The following is a 19,384-nucleotide window of genomic DNA, read 5'->3' as shown; positions in this document are numbered from 1 at the left end:
GACCGACGGGTCACCGCGGCCAGGTCACGGCGGACAGGGGAGGGACGACTCGGTGGCAGCGCGCAGGACGGCGGCGGCCGGATCCGGCGGGGACACGGAGTCCTCGCCGCTCGAAGCGTTCGTCCCCCTGGACGAGCTGATGCCGTGGTCGGTACGGCCGCTGAGAACCGGCCGCGCCTGGGCGAGCGGCCCCGACCCCGTGGCGCTCCGGGCCCGCTGGGAGCGGCTGGCCGGCGCCGAAGCCGCCGAGCAGGAGCGGCTGTTCGCGCCCACCCGTTCCCGTACGCCGCACACCTCGGTCGCGGCCCTGCCCGGCCAGTCCACCGGCACGGCCCGCTTCGCCCGGGACCCGGGCCCCTGTCCCGACCCCGTACGGATCCTGCACGGCCCGTACGACGAACAGTGGCTGCTCCCCGACCACCGGCTGATCGACGCGGCCCGTCCGGAGCTGTGGCGGGTCGCCGACGAGCAGCAGCTCTTCGCGGTCGAACACAGCGCCGCCCCCGAGGACGCCGGGCCCGCCCTGTCCGTGACCGCGCTGCTGCCCGACGGGCACTCCCCGGCCGGGCGGCCCGGCCGGATCAGGCCGCTTCACCGCAGGCCCGGCGGCACGGAGCCCAACCTGGCGCCGGGGCTGCTGGACCTGCTGCGCGGGCGGCTCGGCGGCAGGGGCGCCGAGCCGGACGCGTTCACCCCGGAAGCGGTGCTGGCCTGGGTCCTGGCCGCCGCCCGGCCCTCCGCCTCGGGCGTCCTGGTCCCGCTGCCGGCCGACGCGGAGCTGTGGTCGGCGGGGGTGGCGCTCGGCCGGGAGCTGCTGCGGCTCCAGTCGCGCGGGGCCCGGGGCGGGGAGCGGCCCCGGCTGCCGGGCGGGCGCAGGCCCTATGTGCGGGCGGCGCTCCCCGACCGTCCCACGGAGCTGTCCTACGACGCCGGGGAGGAGGCGCTGATCGTCGGCGACGGCCGGATCTCGCCGGTGCCCGCGGAGGCCTGGGAGTTCACGGTGGGCGGGGTGCGGGTGCTGGAGCTCTGGTTCGGCCGCCGGGCTGCGGCAGCGGCGGGCCGGGGGCCGGACGGCACGGCCGCGGACGGCCTCGACGCGGTCGGGGCGCGCGGCTGGCCCCGGGAGTGGACCTCGGAGCTGCTCGAACTCATCACCGTACTGGCTCTGCTGGACGGCACGGCGGGCCCCCGGAAGGAGTTGCGGGCCGCGCTGGAGGCGGGGCCGCTGATCGGTCCGGCCGAGCTGCGGGCGGCGGGCGTGCTGCCCGTCCCGGCCCCGGCGCGGCGCCCCGCATCCGTCCTGGGCCACCAGGAGGAGGGGCCGGAGGGGCAGTTCGCGCTGCTGTAGCGGCGGCCCGGGCAGCGGAGGGTGGCGAAAGCGCCGGTCAGCAGGTATGCACGGGGTCATGAACACATTGCCCCTCCCCCTCGACGGCATCACGGTGGTGGCCGTCGAGCAGGCGGTCGCCGCCCCCTTCGCCACCCGGCAGCTCGCGGACCTCGGAGCCCGGGTCATCAAGGTGGAGCGCCCCGACGGCGGTGACTTCGCGCGCGGCTACGACACGGCGGCGCGCGGTCTCGCCTCGCACTTCGTCTGGTGCAACCGCGGCAAGGAGTCCCTCGCCGTCGATCTCAAGGACCCGCGCGGCCTCTCGGTGGTGCGTGAACTCGTTGCCGGGGCCGATGTGTTCGTCCAGAATCTGGCGCAGGGAGCGGCGGCCCGGCTCGGGCTCGACGCCGCCTCGCTCTGTGCCGCGCACCCACGGCTCGTGGCCGTCGACATCTCCGGGTACGGGGCCGGCGGGCCGTACGCCCACAAGCGGGCCTACGACATGCTCGTGCAGTGCGAGGCCGGGCTCGTCTCGGTGACGGGGACGGCGGAGCAGCCGGTGAAGGCGGGTGTTCCGGCGGCCGACATCGCGGCGGCCATGTACGCGTTCTCCGGGGTGCTCGCGGCGCTGCTGCGGCGGTCGGCCACCGGGCGGGGCGGCCCGGTGGAGGTCTCCATGCTGGACGCGCTGGCCGAGTGGATGGGCCACCCGCTGCACCAGGGGATGCACGGGGCCACGCCCCCGCCGCGTACCGGTCTCGCGCACTCGGTGATCGCTCCGTACGACGCCTTCACCACGGCCGACGGAGAGCAGGTGCTGCTCTCCGTGCAGAACGACCGGGAGTGGCGGCGGCTGGCGGAGCAGGTGCTGGGGCGGCCCGAGCTGGCCGGGGACCCGGACTTCGCGACGAACGCGGCGCGGACCGCGAACCGGGAGCGGACCGACGACGCGGTGGGCCGGGCGCTGGCACACCTGACGGGCGAGGAGGCGCTGGCCGGCCTGGAGGCGGCGGGTATCGCCTGTGCCCGGCTGAACACGGTGGCCGACGTCGCGGCGCATCCGCAGCTCGCGGCACGGGACCGGTGGCGGGAAGTGGGTTCACCGGTGGGGCCGTTGCGGGCGCTGCTGCCGCCGATCACGCTGCCGGGCGGCGAGGATCCACGGATGGGTGCCGTACCGGCGCTGGGCCAGCACACCGATGCGCTGCTGCGAGCCCTGGGGATGACGGACGAGCAGACATCGGTGCTGCGCCGGGACGGAGTGATCGCCTGACCCGGTCCGTCCCGAGCGGTGGGACGGCTCGGTCCCGGGCGAGCCGGGCCGTGGGTCAGCGGCGGCTGCCGAAGAGCGAGCGCCGCAGTCGCCGCAGCGGCGCGAAGAGCGACACGCGGGCGCTCCTGCTCCGGCGGGTGTGCGCGGCATCACGCGAGGTCAGCTCACGCATGAGCAGCGTCGCTTCGGCCGCTTCGCGCTGCGGGACGACGGGACCGCCGAGCACCGCGAGATGGCGGTCGAGGCGCGTACTGGTCGCACCGCTCCCGCATGTGATGGCAGGCACACGCGGCCTGCTTCGCACCGTTATCTGTTCCATGTCACTCCCCACCCGTACGAGGGCACCCGGTCCGGGCAGGTTAACCCTATCGTCCCGCGGTGACACCCGTGTATCCCGGCCACACGATTGCGCACACATATACGGAGGTTGACGGGCCGTTACCGAATCCGCGCGATTCCAGGACGACTTGGGGCAGTTCGACAGGTTTGCCCCTTAGGTCGCCGTCGTTCGGGCCCGAAGCGGGAGGCCCCGACCGGCGAGGACTCCCGCAACTCCCGCATGAGGCGGCCGACAGAGGAACGCGCCGGTCAGAGAGCCGACTTGAAGACCGGAAGATAGCCTCCCGACTGTCCGGCGGCGGTGGGGTGATAGGACTCGCCGATGTTGAGCCAGTTCACGCTGTGCAGCCAGGAGTTGCCGGAGCAGATCTCATGCCCGGTGAAGGTCGTCCTGACGTCGCCGAAGGTGAAGCCGTGGTCCGCCGCCCGCTTGGCGGTGGCCGTGTTCAGGTGGTCGGACGCCCCGTTGATCGCGGAGCGTTCCTTCTCGCTCAGACCGGCGACGCAACTGCCGCCGAGCTGGTAGAAGCGGGGGTAGCCGAGGACGACGACCTGGGCGGAGGGGGCCTTGGAGCGGATGGCCGAGTACACGGAGTCGAGCCGGCCCGGAAGGGTGGAGTCGACGTAGGCGCGGGCGGTGGCGATCCGGTTGAGACAGGTGGCCTCGGACTGGAGGACACAGGTCGTCATGACGTCGGCGAATCCGGCGTCGTTGCCGCCGATGGAGATCGAGACGAGGTCGGTCGAGGCGTTCAGCCTGCCGAGCTGACTGCCCGTGACGTCGTTGGTCCTGGCGCCGGAGCAGGCGGCGAAGTCGAAGGACGAGGGGGAGTTGGCGGCCGCCCAGAGGGCGGGATAGGCGCGGCTGCTGCGCTTGCAGCTGGAGCCGTCGTAACTGCCGGCTCCGACGCCGGAGGAGTACGAGTCGCCGAGGGCGACGTAGTCGACGGCGGCGGCGGACGAGTCGGCGTTCGCGACCCCCGCACCGGTCAGGGCGAGGGCGGCGCCGAGCAGGAGAGAGGACGAGAACGCCACGAGTCTGGACATTTTCATGGAACCTCCTTGAGCAGGGGGTATCTGCCTACTCCGTAGTAGCAGCACCCTCGCCCGACCGGAAGTGTCCATGCCAAAAATAGAGTGGAGTGCTTCCGTCCGCCCCCGGCGGTTCAACGGGCGCTCATCGAAACCCTCCTGTCGCCCCGTCGGCTGCAGCACCCCCGGGGCGCCCTGCACGCGCCGGGAAACCGGGTGCGCGGGGTTCCCCCGTGCCGGATCATGAGCGCCATGCCCGACTCCCCCGCATCCGCTCTGCCGATCCGGCTCACCCTCGACGACAGCGATTCACCGTCCGACGTGGTCGACGCGCTCTTCCTCGGCCGCTTCGCGACGGGCGAGCAGCCGTACTCCCACAGCTCCTCCCTCGACCGGATCAAGGCCGGGGCGACACTGCTGCCGCCGGACGCCCGGGTGTTGCGGACCACCCGCGACGACAACCGCAGCTCGACGCTGGCGGAGGGCGAGGGGTGGACCCTGCTGGTCTCCCGGTGGAACCGGGGCGCGGACGTCACCGTGACCGCGACCAGCGCGGAGCTGGCGGAGAAGGTCCTCGGCCGGGCCACGGACGGGGCGCGGGACGAGCCGGAACCCCAGCCCGACAACGTGACGATGGGCTTCTGGTACGTCTCGCCGACCCGTGGTCCGCACCGCACCAGCCGCCGGATCGCCGCCGGGAGCTGGGACGAGGTCCGCCCCAACTACACCGCGCCGGTGGCCGATGCCATGGGCCGGCTGATGAAGGTGACCCCGGACGACATCGCGGGCCGGCTGCTCCTGCTGCACGGCCCGCCCGGCACCGGCAAGACCTCTGCGCTGCGCACCCTGGCCCGTTCCTGGCGCGAGTGGTGCCAGGTCGACTGTGTGCTGGACCCCGAGCGGCTCTTCAGCGACGTCGGCTATCTGATGGACATCGCGATCGGCGAGGACGACGGCACGGAGAAGGGCCGGTGGCGGCTGCTGCTCCTGGAGGACTGCGACGAGCTGATCCGCGGCGAGGCCAAGCACACCGCGGGCCAGGCCCTGTCCCGGCTGCTGAACCTGACGGACGGTCTGCTGGGCCAGGGCCGCAACGTGCTGGTGGGGGTCACCACCAACGAGGACCTGGAGCGGCTGCACCCGGCGGTCGTCCGGCCCGGCCGCTGCCTGGCCAGGATCGAGGTCGGCCCGCTGAACCGCCAGGAGTCGGTGGCATGGCTGGGCACGGACGAAGGCGTGGGCCGGGAGGGCAACTCCCTGGCCGAGCTGTACGCGCTGCGCCGGGGCATCGGCCCCGCGTCGGTGCCGAAGCAGGACACGGGGGCGAACGCGGGGCTTTACCTCTGAGCCGTACGGGCCAAGGGTTACGGCTTACACCCTTGGGCCCGGGGCCCGGCTTACGGCTGCGGGGTCAGTCCCCGTACGCGGCGCGGACCGCGTCCTTGGCCAGCGACAGCGCCTGTTGCCGGGTGAGGCCGAGCCGTTCGGCGGTCTCGGCATACTGCTGCGCGGCGGTCGCGGCCCGCTGTTCGGCCGCTCCCCCGGCGGCCGCGACGAACGTTCCGTTACGCCCCCGGGTCTCGATCACCCCGTCCGCCTCCAGGGCCCGGTAGGCCTTGGCGACGGTATTGGCGGCGAGGCCCAGCTCCTCGGCGAAGCCGCGTACGGTCGGGAGCCGGTGGCCGACGGGCAGCGCACCGGAACGGGCCAGTTCGGAGAGCTGGGTGCGCAGTTGCTCGTACGGGGCGATGCCGGAGTCCGGGTCCAGGACGATCTTCTCAGTCACGGGCCGATTGTCCCCCACCGGCGGAAAAAGGGGAGGCGTTCGGGGCGCGGCTGCGCATACGGTCCACCGCATGACTGTGATCGTGCGTGATTTCCGCCCGTCCGACGCGGAAGCCTGGACCCGGGTCCGCCGGGCCTCGGTCCCCTGGATGGTGGCCACCCCCGAACAGGTCGTCCACGACCTGACGCACGCCCATCCGGACAAGCACTACCGGCTGCTGGTCGCCGAGGAGGACGGCGAGATCATCGCCACGGCCCAGGCGGGCATCGCCCACGAGAGCCCCGAGCCGGGGCAGGGCTACTTCACCCCGCAGACGCTCCCCGGCCGCACGAACCGCGGCGCGGGCTCGCTGCTGCTGCGCACGGCGGAGGAACATCTGGCCGGGGTCGGGGCCACGGTGCTGTACGCGTGGGTGCTGGACAACCCGGAGAGCCTGGAGTTCGCCCGTAAGCGGGGCTACGAGCCCAAGCGCTCGGCCCACTTCCAGCGGCTGGACCTGGCGGGCGGCACCCTGCCGCCGTGTCAGGAGCTGCCGCCGGGCGTAGAGCTGCGGACCGGGGCGGACTTCGCCGACGACCCCCGGGCGCTGTTCGAGGCGGACTCCGAGGTGACGGCGGACGAACCGGGCGACATCACGTCCGAGCTGGACGACTACGAGGACTGGCTGACGAACGTCTGGCGGCACCCGGCCTTCGACCAGGGGCTCACGTCGGTGGCGCTGGTGGACGGGAAGGTGGCGGCGTTCAGCGCGGCGACCACCGACGGCGAACGGACGTATCTGAGCTCCATGACCGGCACCCTTCGGGAGTTCCGGGGGCGGGGCCTGGCGAAGCTGGCGAAGAACGACTCGCTGCACCGGGCGCGGGCGGCCGGCTACACGGACGCCTACACCTCCAACGACACCGGCAACGGCCCGATGCTGGCCGTCAACCAGTGGTTCGGCTACCAGGTCTGCGCGACGGAGGTCCGCCATGTCCGCACCCTCTGAGCCCCACGCGGGCGGCTCGGACGAGCTGGTCGTGGCCCTGACCAAGGCGGGCCGCACCAAGATCCGTTATCCGGCGGAGCTGGTCCGGGACGACGGTGTCCGCGTGACCGTCCGGGCGCCGTGGGCCGCGCCCGGGGTGCGGGACTTCGGCTTCGTCCGGTTCGAGCCGGGCGACGTGTTCACCGAGCACTACTGGCGGGACCGGTGGTTCGCGGTGAAGGAGGTCCGCACCGGCGACGGCGGACTCAAGGGCTGGTACTGCGACATCGCCCGGCCCGCCGTACTCGCGGACGGGGTGCTGGCGGTCGAGGACCTGGACCTGGACCTGTGGGTCTCGGCCGACGGCTCGTGCGTACTGCGGCTGGACGAGGACGAGTTCGAGGCGAGCGACCTGGCTGAGCGTGACCCGGCGGCAGCCGGTGCGGCGGCCTCGGCCCTGGACGAGCTGGAACGCCTGGCGAGGTCCGAGGGGCTGGCTCCTCTGCTGGCCTGATCCGACCGGCCCCGCCCCCCGGGCCCGATGTACGGCTCCCGGCTCAGAGGTCGCACGGGGGTTCCCCGCACGGCACCCGGCTCAGGGGCCGGGCCGGGAGGCGGCGACCAGCTCCACCTCGTACCCCGCCGGGTCCTCCAGATAGGCGGCCTGGTGCCCGTCGCCGCCCGCGTACGGATGGCGGTCGGGGAACAGCAGGCGCCAGCCGTACGCCGGGGCCTCGGCCGTCAGGGCGTCCAGAGCGGCCCGGTCCCCGACGTGGAACGCCAGGTGGTTGAGCCCGGGGCGGCGGCGGTCGTGATCACCCGCGACCAGGTCCGGGGACTGCTCCAGCACGACATACGCGTCGCCGCGCCGCCAGCTGCGGCCGTGCGCCCAGTGCTGGTACGGGACATGGCCGAGGCGGCCCAGCAGCCACCCCCAACTGCGTTCCGTCGCCGCCAGGTCCGCCACCCACAGCTCGATGTGGTGCACCCGGCCGGTGGTCTCCCCGGCGGCGGGCAGCGGGACGGCCCGCCCGGCACCGCCCGGAACGTACGCGATCGGCTCCCCGTCCCGATGCCAGTGGATCATGAAGTACTCGCCCGCCCGGTAACCGTCCAGGCCCGCACGGCAGTACGCCACCATGTCGTCCGGCAGCGCGGCCAGCGGGAACCAGGCCAGCTCCGAGCACTTCTCCGGCTCGGTGTTGCGCGGCGGGCGCTCCGGGTCGTACTCCGCGACGAAGAACCAGCCCATGCGCGCCCCGCCACCGGGGCCCCGGTGCTGCATCACCAGGGCCACCCGCAGCTCGTCGGGGTCGAGATGGAGGCCGATCTCCTCTGCGGCCTCCCGGATCATCGCCTCGCGGACGTCCTCGCCGTCCTCCGCGTGGCCGGAGGGCATGTGGAGCAGTCCGTCCGCATAGCCGGTGTTGGAGCGGCGGGCCAGCAGGACGTCCGGGCCCCGGCGCAGGATCAGATGGACGTCGACGACCTCGGTGTGGCGGTGGGGCGGCATCGCGCGGGCGATGAGCGCATAGCGTTCGTCGTCGACCTCCTTGCCCCAGAGCCGGCTGTCGGAAGCCAGGTCCTCGTGGTGGATGCGCTCGGTGTGGGCCGAGAGCAGGGCGGTGAGCGTGGTGGCGGACAGTCCGGTGCCGTTCCACACGCCTTCGACCAGGACGAGCCGCCCGCCCGGCTTCAGCAGGCCGAACCAGTGCTCCAGGGCCGCCGCCGGGTCGGGCAGCAGCCAGACGACATGCCGGGCCACGACCACGTCGAACGCCCGCTCCCCGACCGGGGGCCGGGCGGCGTCCCCGACGAGGACCTCCGCACCGGTCCCGGCGAGCTTGGCCCGAGCCAGCTCGGCCATGCGGGGCGAGCGGTCGACGGCGGTGACGCGGTGGCCCTGACCCGCGGCGAGCAGGGAGAGGCTGCCGGTGCCGCACCCCAGGTCAAGCACGTCGCCGCGGGTGGCGGGCAGCCAGCTCTCCAGCCGCCCGGCCCAGGCGTCGCGCACCGCGGGGTCGAGGAGCCCGTGGTCGGGCTCCTCGTCGAAGGATCCGGCCGCCGCGTCCCAGTCGATCGTGGTCATGGCTCCGATGCTCTCAGCCGCCACTGACAGTGCGGGACTCCTCTGCCGTTTTCCGGTCACCGCGCAACCGCGCGATCAGCCGGCCGATCAGCGGCCAGGTCACGATCAGCACCACGATCACGTAGACGGTGACGGAGAACGGGGTGTTGACCAGGCCGGTCACACTGCCGTCGCTGATCTGGAGGGCGCGGCGCAGCTGCTGTTCGGCGGCCGGGCCGAGGATCACCCCGATGACGGCGGGCAGCACCGGCAGCCCGTACCGCCGCATACCGAACCCGATCAGCCCGATGACCAGGAGGATCACCAGGTCGAGGGACTCGCCGCCGACCGCGTACGCGCCGACGGCGGCGAAGAAGAGGATGCCCGCGTACAGATAGGGACGCGGGATCCGCAGGAGCTTCGCCCAGACGGGCGCGAGCGGCAGGTTGAGGGCGAGCAGCAGCACCATGCCGACGAACAGCGAGGCGATCAGGCCCCAGACCAGCTCCGGTTCACGCTCGAAGAGCAGCGGGCCGGGCTGGATTCCGTACTGCTGGAAGGCGGCCAGCATCACGGCGGCGACGGCGGTGGTGGGCAGTCCGAGGGTGAGCATCGAGACGAGGGTCCCGGCGGCGGAGGCGGAGGCGGCGGCCTCGGGTCCGGCGACGCCTTCGATGGCGCCCTTGCCGAACTGGTCGCGGTGCTTGGAGAGCCGCTTCTCGGTGACGTAACTGAGGAAGGTGGGGATCTCCGCACCACCCGCCGGGATCGCCCCGAACGGGAAGCCGATGACGGGCCCGCGCAGCCAGGGTTTCCAGGTGCGCTTCAGATCGGCCCGGCCGAGCCAGGGCCGGCCGACGGGGATCGGCTTTCCGGTGGAGCGGCGCAGGTGGGCGGCGACCCAGAGGGCCTCGCCGATCGCGAAGAGCCCGACCGCGACGATCACCACGTCGACCCCGTCGGCCAGGTGGAGCGAACCGAAGGTCAGACGCTGCTGGCCGGTCATCTGGTCGAGGCCGACCAGACCGATGGTGAGGCCGATGAGGAGGGAGGCGATGCCGCGGATGCGGGAGGCACCGAGGACGGAGGTGACGGCGATGAAGGCCAGCACCATGATGGCGAAGTAGTCGGGTGCGCCGATGCCGATGGCGAGGGATGCGACGGTCGGGGCGAGGACGACCAGCAGGATCGTGCCGATCATGCCGCCCGCGAAGTGACCGATCGCGGCGGCGGCGAGCGCCTGGGCGCCGCGCCCGCCCTTGGCCATCGGGTTGCCCTCGATCGCGGCGACCACGGCGGCGCTCTCGCCGGGGGTGTTGAGGAGGATCGAGGTGGTGGAGCCTCCGAACATCGCCCCGTAGTAGATGCCCGCGAACATGATGAACGCGCCGGTCGGGTCGAGTCCGTACGTCACCGGGAGCAGCAGCGCCACGGCCATCGCCGGGCCGATGCCGGGGAGCACGCCGATCGCCGTGCCGAGCAGGACGCCTATCGCGGCCCACAGCAGGTTCATCGGAGTGAGCGCGGTACCGAAGCCGTCGATGAGGGAGTTGAGGGAATCCATCGGTCAGAGCACCCCCATCAGCGGGCCGCCCGGAAGGGGGACACCGAGCAGGTTGTCGAAGACGAAGTAGGTGAAGAGGGAGAGCCCGGCGGCGATGAGGGGGTCGCGGTCGTAGTGGCGGCTGCCCAGCGCGTAGGCGGCCCCCCAGAAGAGCAGCGCCCCGGCGATCGGGAAGCCGAGCGGGCCGATCAGGACGGCGGCGGCGAGGAAGACGCCGGTGAGCAGGAGGACGGTGCGCCAGTCGGCGGGTTCGTCGAGGTCGACGTCCTCGCCGCCCTCGGCCTCGCCGCGTCCGCCGCGCAGGACGTCGACGGCGAGCAGGGCGCCGACCAGCAGGAGCCCGGCGCCGACGACGAAGGGGACGGTGCGGGGGCCGATGGGACCGCGTTGGGCGATGTCGACGTCCATGGTGAGGGCGTCGGTGAGCACGAGCACGCCGAGTGCGAACAGCAGGACGCAGACGCCGAGTTCGGAGCGTTCACGCAGCCAGGCACGGGCACCGCCACTGGCTCCGGCGGTCCCGGCGGTCCCGGCCGATCCGGCGGGTCCGGCGGGTCCGGCGGACCCGGCGGGTTCTGTCGATTCGGTGGTCACAGCCCCAGCTCCTTGAGGACGGTGGCGACGCGCCGGTCCTGCTCGTCGAGGAAGTCGCCGAAGGGTTCACCGGCGAGGAAGGCGTCGTCCCAGCCGTTCGTCTTCATCGACTCCTTCCACTCCTTCGAGGCATGGAGCTCGCGGATGAGACCGGTGAGCTTGTCGCGTTCGGCGTCGGAGAGACCGGGCGGGGCGACGATGCCGCGCCAGTTGGTGAACTCGGTGTCGAGTCCGGCTTCGCGCAGAGTGGGGGCGTCGAGGCCCGGCACGCGCTTGGGGCCGGTGACGGCGAGCAGCCGCAGCTCGCCCGCCTCGATCTGGTCGCGGTACTCCCCGAGCCCGGAGACCCCGAAGCCGACCTTGTTGCCCAGGATGGAGGCGAGGAGTTCGCCGCCGCCGTCGAACGGCACGTAGTTGACCGTCTTGGGCGCGATGCCGGCGGCCTGCGCCATGAGCATCGGGGCGAGGTGGTCCGGGCCGCCGGGCGAGGAGCCGCCGCCGACCGGGACCCGGGCCGGGTCCTTCTTCCAGGCGGCGAGGAGATCGGCGATGGTGCGGTAGGGCGAGTTCTTGGCCACCACCACGATGTCGGGCTCCTCGGTGAGCCGGGCGATCGGGGTGGTGTCGGCGAGGGTGCTCGGGGACTTGTTGGTGTGGACGGCGCCGACGACGCCGAGGCCCATGGAGAGGGCGAGCTTGCCGTTGCCGTGTTCGCCGACGAGCCGGGTCAGGCCGACCGTTCCGCCGGCGCCCGGCAGGTTGAACACCTCGATGTTGTGGGTGAGCCCGGCGTCCTCGGCGTTCTTGGCCATGGTGCGGGCGGTGATGTCGTAACCGCCGCCGGGGGTGTTGGGGACCATGAAGCGGAGCCCGGGAATCTGAGTGCCGGTGTCGGAGCCGTCGTCCGTGGAGAGCAGGGGTGGCCCCACCACCACGAGCAACGCGGCCCCGAACAGGGCGAGGAGAGTGCGCAGTCGCACAGGTTCCGCCTTTCGCTGTGAAGTGGCCCACATGTTGCCTGCGCGTTAAGAAGCTGTCTCTCTTCCGGTATCAACGGACGTTGTGGTCATTGAGGTCGCGGCCTAGCGTGGCGGCGTGACAACTGTGCTGGTGGTGGACGACGACTTCATGGTCGCGAAGCTGCACGGCCGCTATGTGTCCGCGATGGACGGTTTTACGGTGGTCGGGGTGGCGCACACCGGCGCCGACGCCCTGCGGGCCGCCGAGCGGCTGCACCCCGATCTGGTGCTGCTCGACATCTACCTGCCGGACATGGACGGGATCGACGTGCTGCGGGCCCTGCGCACGGCGGAGGAGCGGGACGCCTCGCGCCCCAGCACGGACGCCCTGTTCATCACGGCGGCCCGGGACGCGGGCGTGATCCGGGCGGCGCTGCGGGCGGGAGCCCTGCACTACCTGATCAAGCCGTTCAACCGCTCCGCCCTCCAGGAGCAGTTGCGCCATGTCGCCTCGCTGCGGACCCGCCTGGACGAGCTGGGAGAGGCCCGCCAGGAGGACGTCGACCAGATCTTCGGCACCCGCCCACCCGGCTCCCGCGAGCTGCCGAAGGGCCTGGCCGCCCCCACGGCCGACCTGGTGGAACGCACCCTGCGCGACCACCCCGGGGGCCTGTCGGCATCGGAGTGCGCCGAGGCGGGATCCCTGTCCCGGGTGAGCGCGCGCCGCTACCTGGAGTGGTTCACCGGAACGGGCCGCGCGGAGGTGACGCTGCGCTACGGGGGGACGGGGCGACCGGAGCGGCGGTACCGCTGGAAGGGGTGAGGGGTCCGGGGCGCCGCTGACGGCGCACGCTCAGGAGGTACCGCGAGCGCGCCGCTCCTCCCAGGCACCACACACGATCGCGTGGGCGCGCCGGAACCTGTGGTCGGGGTCCTCCGCCAGATCGACGGGCGCCTGGAGTGTGACGGCTCGGCTGTCGGCCCGTATGAGCTGGATGAAGGTGCGGGCGCTGGGCCCACTGCCGGTGCGCACGGTGGTGACGGCCTGCACCTCCTCCCAGCGGCACACCTGCCGGGCGGGCCACACCCCGGTGGTGACCCCGTCCTCGTCGATACGGGTCCCGCCGGCCGACCGGCGCCAGGACTGCACCGCCCCCGTCACCACCGGCAGACATACGAGAGCCGCCGCCCACAGTGGCAGCGCGGCCCCGCTGCCCGCGCCCAGATACAGAACGGCGAGGGCATAGGTCACCAGCCATCCCACAGCGATCCACCGCCACAACCGCCGCTGCCCGGGAAGCACGGCGTACTCCAGCGGCAGACTCTCCTCCCGCACCGGCTCGCCCTCGCCCCACCGGTCGACCGTCACCGTTCGCCCTCCCCCGTCGGGCTGCTGCGCCCGTCACCGTCGAGTATCGCGCGCCGCGCTTCCTGAGCGCCCTCTTAGCCCTTCCTTAAAGCGACCATAAGGATCACCCTCACCCCCTCCCAACAGCGGTTTTCGCCCTCCCGAACGGCTAGCTTGCTGATCGCCACCCCCGACAGCAGTGCCGTATCGAAGGAGATCCACCCATGACCGCTCGTCGCAAGGCCGCCGGAGTTCTCGCCCTCGGACTCGCACCGCTCGCGCTGGCCGGGCTGACCGCCACGCCGGCCGTCGCGCACGGTTCGCTGACCGACCCGGTGAGCCGGGTGTCGGCGTGCTTCGCGGAGGGGCCGGAGAGTCCGAAGTCGGCGGCGTGCCAGGCGGCCGTCGCGGCGGGGGGTACGCAGGCGCTGTACGACTGGAACGGGGTCAACATCGCCAACGCGGCGGGCAAGCACCGTGATCTGATCCCGGACGGCAAGCTCTGCAGCGCGGCCAACGACAAGTTCAAGGGCCTCGACCTTCCGCGCGCCGACTGGCCGGCCACCGCGCTGTCGGCGGGCAAGCACACCTTCCGGTTCCGTGCGACGGCCCCGCACAAGGGGTCGTTCGAGCTGTACATGACCAAGCCGGGGTACGACGCCACGAAGCCGCTGGCCTGGTCGGACCTGGAGGCGAAGCCCTTCGCCGAGGTCACCGACCCGGCGCTGGTGGACGGTTCGTACGTCTTCGACGGGACGATCCCCGAGCGTTCCGGGCGGCAGCTGGTCTACACGATCTGGCAGCGTTCCGACTCCCCCGAGGCGTTCTACGCCTGCTCCGACGTGACGTTCGGCGGCGGGTCGGCGGGCGGCGGGTCGGCGGAGAAGGAAGAGGCTGAGCAGGGGTCCGGTGGTGACGCCGGCGCCGAGGCTCCGGCGCCGGCCCCCTCCGCGCCGTCCGAGGAAGCGATCACCGAGGGCGCCGAGAAGTCCTCCGTCGAGCACAACGGCCACGGCGACGACGACGCGGGCACCGGGGCGAAGGTCACCGCCGCCGCTCCGGCCGCCCCGGAGACGAAGGCCGAGGGCAACACCCCCGAGGTCAACACCGCGAGCAAGGACGAGGTGCTGGCCGAGACCGGTGGTTCCAGCAGCAGCACCTACCTGGCGATCGGGGGCGCCGGAGTGCTCGCCGCCGGTGCGGCCGTGCTGTTCGCCTCGCAGCGCCGGCGGGCCGCCGCCGCGACGGGGCGCCACAGCCGCTGACCGCAGCGCCCCTCTCCGTACCCCTGCCGCGCCCCTCCGGGACGTCGGGCGAGGGCGTTGGCCACCTCGTGGAAGGCGATGCGGTCGATGGTCCCGATCGCGACATGCTCGGAGAGGTCGAGCGGGCACAGGTCCTGAAGCAGCACGCTGCGTACGTTCGGCCCGTCCAGGTACTGCGTACGGTACGGGGTCACGACCTGGTCGTACTTGGTCGCGATGACGGTGTAGCGGACGCCGGGAACGGTGTCGCCGCCCGCCGTGAGCTTGGTGATGAAAGGCGACCCCGCGACCTGGTCGGCGAGTCCGGGGGTCTTGTCGCTGATGAACTTCTCCACGCCGGGGAAGTACGGCAGCAGCTTGGTGAGGCCGAGCAGCGTGGTGCCGTGGTTGTCCGGGGCAATGCCGACGAGGGCGTTGACCTTGTCGGCGCCGCCGAGGAACTTCAGGTAGTAGTTCGGCATCATGCCGCCCTGGGAGTGACCGACGATGTCGGCCTTCGGGGCTCCGGTGGCGTCGAGCACCTTGTCGACGAACACGTCGAGCTGTTCGGCGGACTTGTCGATGGGTCCGAGGCCGTGGAAGAACGGCACGCCGGGGAGCTGACCGTAGTCGAGGGAGAAGACGCAGTATCCCCGGTTGACCAAGTAGGGGGCAAGGACCAGCCAGTTGTCGATCGAGTTCCCGAACGTTCCGTGGACCAGGACGACCGGGCGGGGATGAGCGGCGGAAGGCTTGCAGGAGTAGTCGTTCCAGCCTCGCGATGTGGCCGCTTCGGCAGCAGCGGGGGCCGCGCTCGCGGTCGCCGTGGGGGCGACGAGAACGGTGAGGGCGAGAAGCAGGGCGGCGAGCAGACTGCGCGTGCGGGGAACGCGCGCAGCACGGATCCAGGGCAGCATCGTGTGGTCTCCTTGCGGCTCAAGGGAGGTGCGATGGCGGTGCGCCCTGTGGCCCGGACCACAAGCTGAGTGTGCTCATGCCAAATTACGCACGAGTAAGCAGGCGAGGGAAGTTACGCGTCGGTAAAAACTGGCACGGCCTCGGCCCGGATCGCGTAATGGGTGAGGGACGGTGGCGACGCCGCCACTCCCGTCGCGCATGACGGCGTGCGCATGAGTATGTCGCGCACCCCGATACGAGTACCTGAACCGATGCGGTGGGCCGCGGGACCGCGTTGGATCACCACATGGACACCACAGCACCGCAGCCGCACCAGCCGACGCAGCCGACCGAAGAGGGCCCGGCGGCGGCAGAGGGATCCGCCACCACGGACCGCACGCGCTTCTGGTCCGGCCTGTGCGCCGGTCTCTTCGTGCCCGCCGCCCTGCTCGCGGGGCTCCTGACCCTCACCGGCGAGCGAGCGGGGCGCTGCATGACGTACGGGCAGCAGTGCGGCGACGCGCTGCCCGACTGGCTCTTCGGCTGGAGCATCGCTCTGGCCGTCGTCGCCTGCGTCGTCGCCCTGGCCGCGACGGCCGTACGCACACGCCAAGGAGCCTTCGCCGCCCAGCTCCTCGCGGAGTTCGTGGCCCTGACGGTGATCCTCAGCCACACGTGATCCGTGCCCGACGGTCGCACGCGGCGCGCGAACGCCGCCCCGAGGACACCTCGGCGCCCCCGCCCGTCGAACACCCCAACTCCCGGTGCCGGACGAACAATTCCTGATGTCCGCTCGGTGCGACATCTTGGCATGACGCGTTCATGACGACATGCTGCTCCTGCTCCCTCGCACCACCCGGCGAGGAGCACCTCAGGAGCAACTCCATTCACCCCCACGGAGGTCGTCCATGCGTCGTCGCTTCACGGTTCCGCTCGCCGCCGTCGCCCTGTCGCTCCCCCTCACCCTGGGCTCCGCCGTCTCCGCCTCGGCCGCCCCCGCCGACAAGCCCCAGGTGCTCAGCTCCTGGACCCAGACGAGCGCCTCCAGCTACAACGCCTGGAACTCGGCCCGCAACAACCAGGGCGCCTGGGCCGCGTACGGCTTCGACTGGTCGACGGACTACTGCAGCAGCTCCCCCGACAACCCCTTCGGCTTCCCGTTCCAGAAATCCTGCGCCCGCCACGACTTCGGGTACCGGAACTACAAGGCCCAGGGCACGTTCTCCGCCAACAAGGCCCGGATCGACTCCGCCTTCTACGAGGACCTCAAGCGCGTGTGCGCCGGCTACTCGGGCGCGACGAAGACCTCGTGCAACAGCACGGCCTGGACCTACTACCAGGCCGTGAAGGTCTTCGGCGTCTCCCCGGCGGAGGCGGGCACCCGCAATCTGCCCCAGGCCGCCTGAGCCCGTCCGCGTCAGGACATACGAGAAGGGCCCCCGGCGAACCGGGGGCCCTTCCTCGCGCCGTCGTACGGTGGAGCGGTGGTGCGTGTCAGCCGATCTCGGCGCCGTAGGCGGCCAGCGCCTCCGGTACCGGCTGGAAGAAGGTCGTACCGCCCGAGGAGCAGTCGCCGCTGCCGCCCGAGGTCAGACCGAGCGCGGTGTCGCCCGCGAAGAGGGCGCCGCCGGAGTCGCCCGGCTCGGCGCAGACCGTCGTCTCGATGAGGCCGTTGACGATGTCGCCGTTGCCGTAGTTGACCGTGGCGTCCAGCCCGGTGACCTCGCCGTCGTGCACCTGGGTGGTGGAACCGCTGCGGGTGACCGCCTGGCCGACCGTCGCGTCACCGGCCTGGGTGATCGCCTGGGTGGAGCCGTCGTAGAGGTTCACCTCGCTCGGGTGCTCGATGTCCGAGGTGTACTTGACCAGGCCGTAATCGTTCTCCGGGAAGCTGGAGCCCTCGTTCGCCCCGATCTCCGCGCCGCCCTGCGAGTCCGACCAGCTGGTGACCGACTCGGTGCAGTGGCCGGCGGTCAGGAAGTACGGTTCGCCGTCCTTGACCACGTTGAAGCCCAGCGAGCAGCGGGAGCCGGAGCCGAAGATCGCGTCGCCGCCCGCGATCAGCGGCTTGAACTCACCCTTGGTCTTCGCGAGTTCGGCCTTGCCGCCGAGGCCGTCGACCACGGCCGAGAGCTTCTTCCAGGCCGCGCCGTCGACGGTGCTGTCGGCGGTGACCTTCACCTTGTTGGTCACCGGGTCGACCGCCCAGGACGTGCCCGGGATCGTCGCCTTGTCGGTGAGGGTCTGCCGGGCCGACTTCAGCTCGGCGAGGGAGTTCTCCACGATTCTGGCCTTGGCGCCCGCCTGGCGGACCTGTTCGGCGCCGGCCTCGTCGACGACGTTCACGACGAGGGCCTTCGCCGAGGTGTCGTAGTACGAGCCCGCCGCGTCCGCACCCAGATCACGGTCCAGGGTGTCGGCCAGCTTTCCGGCCGCGCCCGCGCTGAGGGTCTTGGCCGCGAACTGCGGCACATCGTCACTGGCGTTCGCAGACTGGAACGTGAATCCCGCTGCGACCAGGGCAACGACGGCCGAGCCGGCCAGCGTCGCGCGCTTCCTGGATATGCGTCGATGCTTCAACTTCGACCTCCTGTGGGGCCGTGCACGGATCATGTGGGGTGCCCGTACACGGAGGATGGGGCGCCCACTATTCCGAGGCCGGGAAACGCACACAAGGCCGACTTCCGGACGTGCACACGACACCGACGCTTCACCCTCGGGTCGTTCACTTACCCACGGTCATGCCATGTCGGTTCCCTTCGCAAACACCCGGTGCAACCGTCGGCGGCCCCAGGGTGAGGACTAGTCCTGTCCGATTTTCGCCCCCTCGGTCCGGATGATGGTGCGGTCCGTCCGGATGGCGGCGGGAATCGTCCGCCGACGGCCTCCCAGGACCTTCACAGTTCCTCGTCGACGAACGGTCCCCGTAACGCCCCTGATGGGTCATCATCGAAACGGCGGCAGGCACCGGGAGCGCATCGGGTCCGGGCCCGCCGGGTGACCGGGTGACCGAGCGGGGGAGGCACGGGTGCGCGATCGGGTGCTCGCGGCGGACGGGCGGCATCTGATGGTCGAGCGGATGGGCGATCCACGGGGAAGACCGGTCTTCCTCCTCCACGGCACTCCGGGCAGCAGACTCGGCCCCGCTCCCCGCGGCATGGTCCTCTACCAGCGCCATACACAGCTGATCGCGTACGACCGCCCGGGCTACGGCGGCAGCGACCGGCACGAGGGCCGGCGGATCAGCGACGTCGTCGAGGACGTCCGCGCCATCGCCGACGCGCTGGAACTCGATCGCTTCGCCGTGGTCGGCCGCTCCGGCGGGGCGCCGCACGCCCTGGCCTGCGCGGCGCTGATGCCGGAACGGGTCACCCGGACCGCGGCCCTGGTCAGTCTCGCACCCCGGGACGCGGCCGGGCTCGACTGGTTCGAGGGGATGAGCGCGTCCAATGTGCTCGCGTACTCCACGGCGGCCGACGACCCGGAGTCCCTGGCGCAGTCCTTCATCGTCCGCTCGGCACAGATCCGGCAGGACCCGGTCCGGCTGCTGGACGATCTGCGCCGGGAACTGACGGACTCCGACCGGCTGGTGGTCAACGACGCGGGCATCCGGTCCATGCTGCTGCGCAACTTCAGCGAGGGGCTGCGCCATTCGGCGTACGGCTGGATCGACGACGCCATCGCGTTCTGCCGCCCCTGGGGTTTCGACCCGGCCCACATCGTCGGCGAGGTGCTGCTCTGGCACGGGGAGAAGGACGTCTTCTCCCCGGTCGGCCACTCCCGCTGGCTGGCCGGACAGATCCCGGGCGCCACCACCGTACTGGAGCCGAGGGCGGCGCACTTCGACGCGTTCCCCATGCTCCCCCGCATCCTCGACTGGCTGCTGGACGAGCGGGAGCACTGCGGCGGGAACTGACCCCGGCCGCCTCGCGCCGGGAGGACGAGGGGTGTCCGGCGGATCAGGGCCGGATGCCCCCGAGCCT

The 19,384-nt window shown here is 72.1% G+C and carries 19 protein-coding genes and 1 pseudogene; 10 read left to right on the top strand and 10 right to left on the bottom strand.

The window, feature by feature from the left end; all coding sequences use genetic code 11:
- Positions 1–52: 52 nt before the first annotated feature.
- Both D3105_RS13315 and D3105_RS13310 read left to right on the top strand, forming a co-directional pair.
- Positions 53–1,348: a type ISP restriction/modification enzyme gene (locus D3105_RS13315; RefSeq protein ID WP_118903447.1), complete on the top strand. Its 1,296-nt coding sequence runs from the start codon at positions 53–55 to the stop codon at positions 1,346–1,348.
- A 58-nt stretch (positions 1,349–1,406) separates the two neighbouring features.
- Positions 1,407–2,603 (top strand): CaiB/BaiF CoA transferase family protein, encoded by a 1,197-nt coding sequence (locus tag D3105_RS13310; RefSeq protein WP_118903459.1) that lies wholly within the window; start codon positions 1,407–1,409, stop codon positions 2,601–2,603.
- A gap of 55 nt (positions 2,604–2,658) precedes the next feature.
- Here D3105_RS13310 and D3105_RS13305 read toward each other — a convergent pair whose 3' ends face one another.
- Positions 2,659–2,922, bottom strand: a complete 264-nt coding sequence (locus D3105_RS13305) for a hypothetical protein (protein WP_006123458.1) — start codon at positions 2,920–2,922, stop codon at positions 2,659–2,661.
- Between the two features lie 269 nt (positions 2,923–3,191).
- Positions 3,192–3,995, bottom strand: a complete 804-nt coding sequence (locus D3105_RS13300; RefSeq protein ID WP_118903446.1) for an SGNH/GDSL hydrolase family protein — start codon at positions 3,993–3,995, stop codon at positions 3,192–3,194.
- Positions 3,996–4,226: 231 nt separating this feature from the next.
- Here D3105_RS13300 and D3105_RS13295 point away from each other — a divergent pair, with 231 nt between their 5' ends.
- Entirely contained in the window at positions 4,227–5,321 is a 1,095-nt protein-coding gene (locus D3105_RS13295) for a DUF5925 domain-containing protein (protein ID WP_118903458.1), read from the top strand.
- 64 nt (positions 5,322–5,385) lie between these two features.
- Here the strand turns inward: D3105_RS13295 and D3105_RS13290 are convergent, their stop codons facing one another.
- Entirely contained in the window at positions 5,386–5,760 is a 375-nt protein-coding gene (locus tag D3105_RS13290) for a GntR family transcriptional regulator (protein WP_030721578.1), read from the bottom strand.
- Between the two features lie 70 nt (positions 5,761–5,830).
- On the opposite strand from D3105_RS13290, the gene D3105_RS13285 reads away from it, so the two are divergent.
- Both D3105_RS13285 and D3105_RS13280 read left to right on the top strand, forming a co-directional pair.
- Positions 5,831–6,748, top strand: coding sequence for a GNAT family N-acetyltransferase (locus D3105_RS13285; protein WP_118903445.1), 918 nt, complete (start codon positions 5,831–5,833; stop codon positions 6,746–6,748).
- Positions 6,732–7,241 carry a DUF402 domain-containing protein gene (locus tag D3105_RS13280; RefSeq protein ID WP_118903444.1) on the top strand — a complete coding sequence of 170 codons (510 nt, stop codon included), beginning with the start codon at positions 6,732–6,734 and terminating at the stop codon, positions 7,239–7,241. Before D3105_RS13285 ends, D3105_RS13280 begins: the two co-directional genes overlap by 17 nt.
- A gap of 81 nt (positions 7,242–7,322) precedes the next feature.
- Here the strand turns inward: D3105_RS13280 and D3105_RS13275 are convergent, their stop codons facing one another.
- From D3105_RS13275 to D3105_RS13260, 4 genes are read right to left on the bottom strand one after another with little or no spacing between them, the layout of a single operon-like run.
- Positions 7,323–8,816, bottom strand: a complete 1,494-nt coding sequence (locus tag D3105_RS13275; RefSeq protein ID WP_118903457.1) for a trifunctional class I SAM-dependent methyltransferase/NUDIX hydrolase/VOC family protein — start codon at positions 8,814–8,816, stop codon at positions 7,323–7,325.
- 13 nt (positions 8,817–8,829) lie between these two features.
- Complete coding sequence (locus D3105_RS13270) at positions 8,830–10,359, bottom strand: tripartite tricarboxylate transporter permease (RefSeq protein ID WP_118903443.1); 1,530 nt, start codon at positions 10,357–10,359, stop codon at positions 8,830–8,832.
- Between the two features lie 3 nt (positions 10,360–10,362).
- Positions 10,363–10,953 (bottom strand): tripartite tricarboxylate transporter TctB family protein, encoded by a 591-nt coding sequence (locus D3105_RS13265; RefSeq protein WP_118903442.1) that lies wholly within the window; start codon positions 10,951–10,953, stop codon positions 10,363–10,365.
- Entirely contained in the window at positions 10,950–11,933 is a 984-nt protein-coding gene (locus D3105_RS13260; protein ID WP_118903441.1) for a Bug family tripartite tricarboxylate transporter substrate binding protein, read from the bottom strand. The genes D3105_RS13265 and D3105_RS13260 overlap by 4 nt, the downstream gene beginning before the upstream one ends.
- Positions 11,934–12,081: 148 nt before the next feature.
- Here D3105_RS13260 and D3105_RS13255 point away from each other — a divergent pair, with 148 nt between their 5' ends.
- Positions 12,082–12,735 carry a response regulator gene (locus D3105_RS13255; RefSeq protein WP_240646889.1) on the top strand — a complete coding sequence of 218 codons (654 nt, stop codon included), beginning with the start codon at positions 12,082–12,084 and terminating at the stop codon, positions 12,733–12,735.
- Between the two features lie 30 nt (positions 12,736–12,765).
- Here D3105_RS13255 and D3105_RS13250 read toward each other — a convergent pair whose 3' ends face one another.
- Entirely contained in the window at positions 12,766–13,281 is a 516-nt protein-coding gene (locus D3105_RS13250) for a hypothetical protein (protein WP_118903439.1), read from the bottom strand.
- Positions 13,282–13,484: 203 nt separating this feature from the next.
- Between D3105_RS13250 and D3105_RS13245 the strand changes: the two genes are divergently transcribed.
- On the top strand, positions 13,485–14,525 hold the full coding sequence (locus D3105_RS13245; RefSeq protein ID WP_118903438.1) for a lytic polysaccharide monooxygenase auxiliary activity family 9 protein: 1,041 nt from the start codon (positions 13,485–13,487) through the stop codon (positions 14,523–14,525).
- Positions 14,526–14,575: 50 nt separating this feature from the next.
- On the opposite strand, the pseudogene D3105_RS13240 reads toward D3105_RS13245, so the two are convergent.
- Positions 14,576–15,421: pseudogene (locus D3105_RS13240) on the bottom strand (esterase/lipase family protein); the annotation flags it as partial.
- Between the two features lie 287 nt (positions 15,422–15,708).
- Here D3105_RS13240 and D3105_RS13235 point away from each other — a divergent pair.
- Together D3105_RS13235 and D3105_RS13230 are read left to right on the top strand one after the other, a co-directional pair.
- Entirely contained in the window at positions 15,709–16,080 is a 372-nt protein-coding gene (locus D3105_RS13235) for a hypothetical protein (protein ID WP_097874772.1), read from the top strand.
- A 229-nt stretch (positions 16,081–16,309) separates the two neighbouring features.
- Positions 16,310–16,807, top strand: coding sequence for a phospholipase (locus D3105_RS13230; RefSeq protein WP_118903437.1), 498 nt, complete (start codon positions 16,310–16,312; stop codon positions 16,805–16,807).
- A gap of 88 nt (positions 16,808–16,895) precedes the next feature.
- Here the strand turns inward: D3105_RS13230 and D3105_RS13225 are convergent, their stop codons facing one another.
- Positions 16,896–18,074, bottom strand: coding sequence for a S1 family peptidase (locus tag D3105_RS13225; RefSeq protein ID WP_206272727.1), 1,179 nt, complete (start codon positions 18,072–18,074; stop codon positions 16,896–16,898).
- A 355-nt stretch (positions 18,075–18,429) separates the two neighbouring features.
- Between D3105_RS13225 and D3105_RS13220 the strand changes: the two genes are divergently transcribed.
- Positions 18,430–19,317, top strand: a complete 888-nt coding sequence (locus tag D3105_RS13220) for an alpha/beta fold hydrolase (protein WP_118903435.1) — start codon at positions 18,430–18,432, stop codon at positions 19,315–19,317.
- Positions 19,318–19,384 lie beyond the last annotated feature (67 nt).

This window comes from Streptomyces globisporus, assembly GCF_003501885.1.
Taxonomy (GTDB): Bacteria; Actinomycetota; Actinomycetes; order Streptomycetales; family Streptomycetaceae; genus Streptomyces; species Streptomyces globisporus_D.
Note: the sequence above shows the minus strand (reverse complement) of the source record. Positions and strands in the feature narration are given on the sequence as shown.

Bases quoted from the DNA above. Each gene is read 5' to 3' on its own strand.
- D3105_RS13235 (WP_097874772.1), top strand. From the start codon at position 15,709: ATGGACACCACAGCACCGCAGCCGCACCAGCCGACGCAGCCGACCGAA.
- D3105_RS13270 (WP_118903443.1), bottom strand. From the start codon at position 10,359: ATGGATTCCCTCAACTCCCTCATCGACGGCTTCGGTACCGCGCTCACT.
- D3105_RS13275 (WP_118903457.1), bottom strand. From the start codon at position 8,816: ATGACCACGATCGACTGGGACGCGGCGGCCGGATCCTTCGACGAGGAG.
- D3105_RS13305 (WP_006123458.1), bottom strand. From the start codon at position 2,922: ATGGAACAGATAACGGTGCGAAGCAGGCCGCGTGTGCCTGCCATCACA.
- D3105_RS13300 (WP_118903446.1), bottom strand. From the start codon at position 3,995: ATGAAAATGTCCAGACTCGTGGCGTTCTCGTCCTCTCTCCTGCTCGGC.
- D3105_RS13310 (WP_118903459.1), top strand. From the start codon at position 1,407: ATGAACACATTGCCCCTCCCCCTCGACGGCATCACGGTGGTGGCCGTC.
- D3105_RS13280 (WP_118903444.1), top strand. From the start codon at position 6,732: ATGTCCGCACCCTCTGAGCCCCACGCGGGCGGCTCGGACGAGCTGGTC.
- D3105_RS13295 (WP_118903458.1), top strand. From the start codon at position 4,227: ATGCCCGACTCCCCCGCATCCGCTCTGCCGATCCGGCTCACCCTCGAC.
- D3105_RS13230 (WP_118903437.1), top strand. From the start codon at position 16,310: ATGCGTCGTCGCTTCACGGTTCCGCTCGCCGCCGTCGCCCTGTCGCTC.
- D3105_RS13245 (WP_118903438.1), top strand. From the start codon at position 13,485: ATGACCGCTCGTCGCAAGGCCGCCGGAGTTCTCGCCCTCGGACTCGCA.
- D3105_RS13255 (WP_240646889.1), top strand. From the start codon at position 12,082: ATGGTCGCGAAGCTGCACGGCCGCTATGTGTCCGCGATGGACGGTTTT.
- D3105_RS13285 (WP_118903445.1), top strand. From the start codon at position 5,831: ATGACTGTGATCGTGCGTGATTTCCGCCCGTCCGACGCGGAAGCCTGG.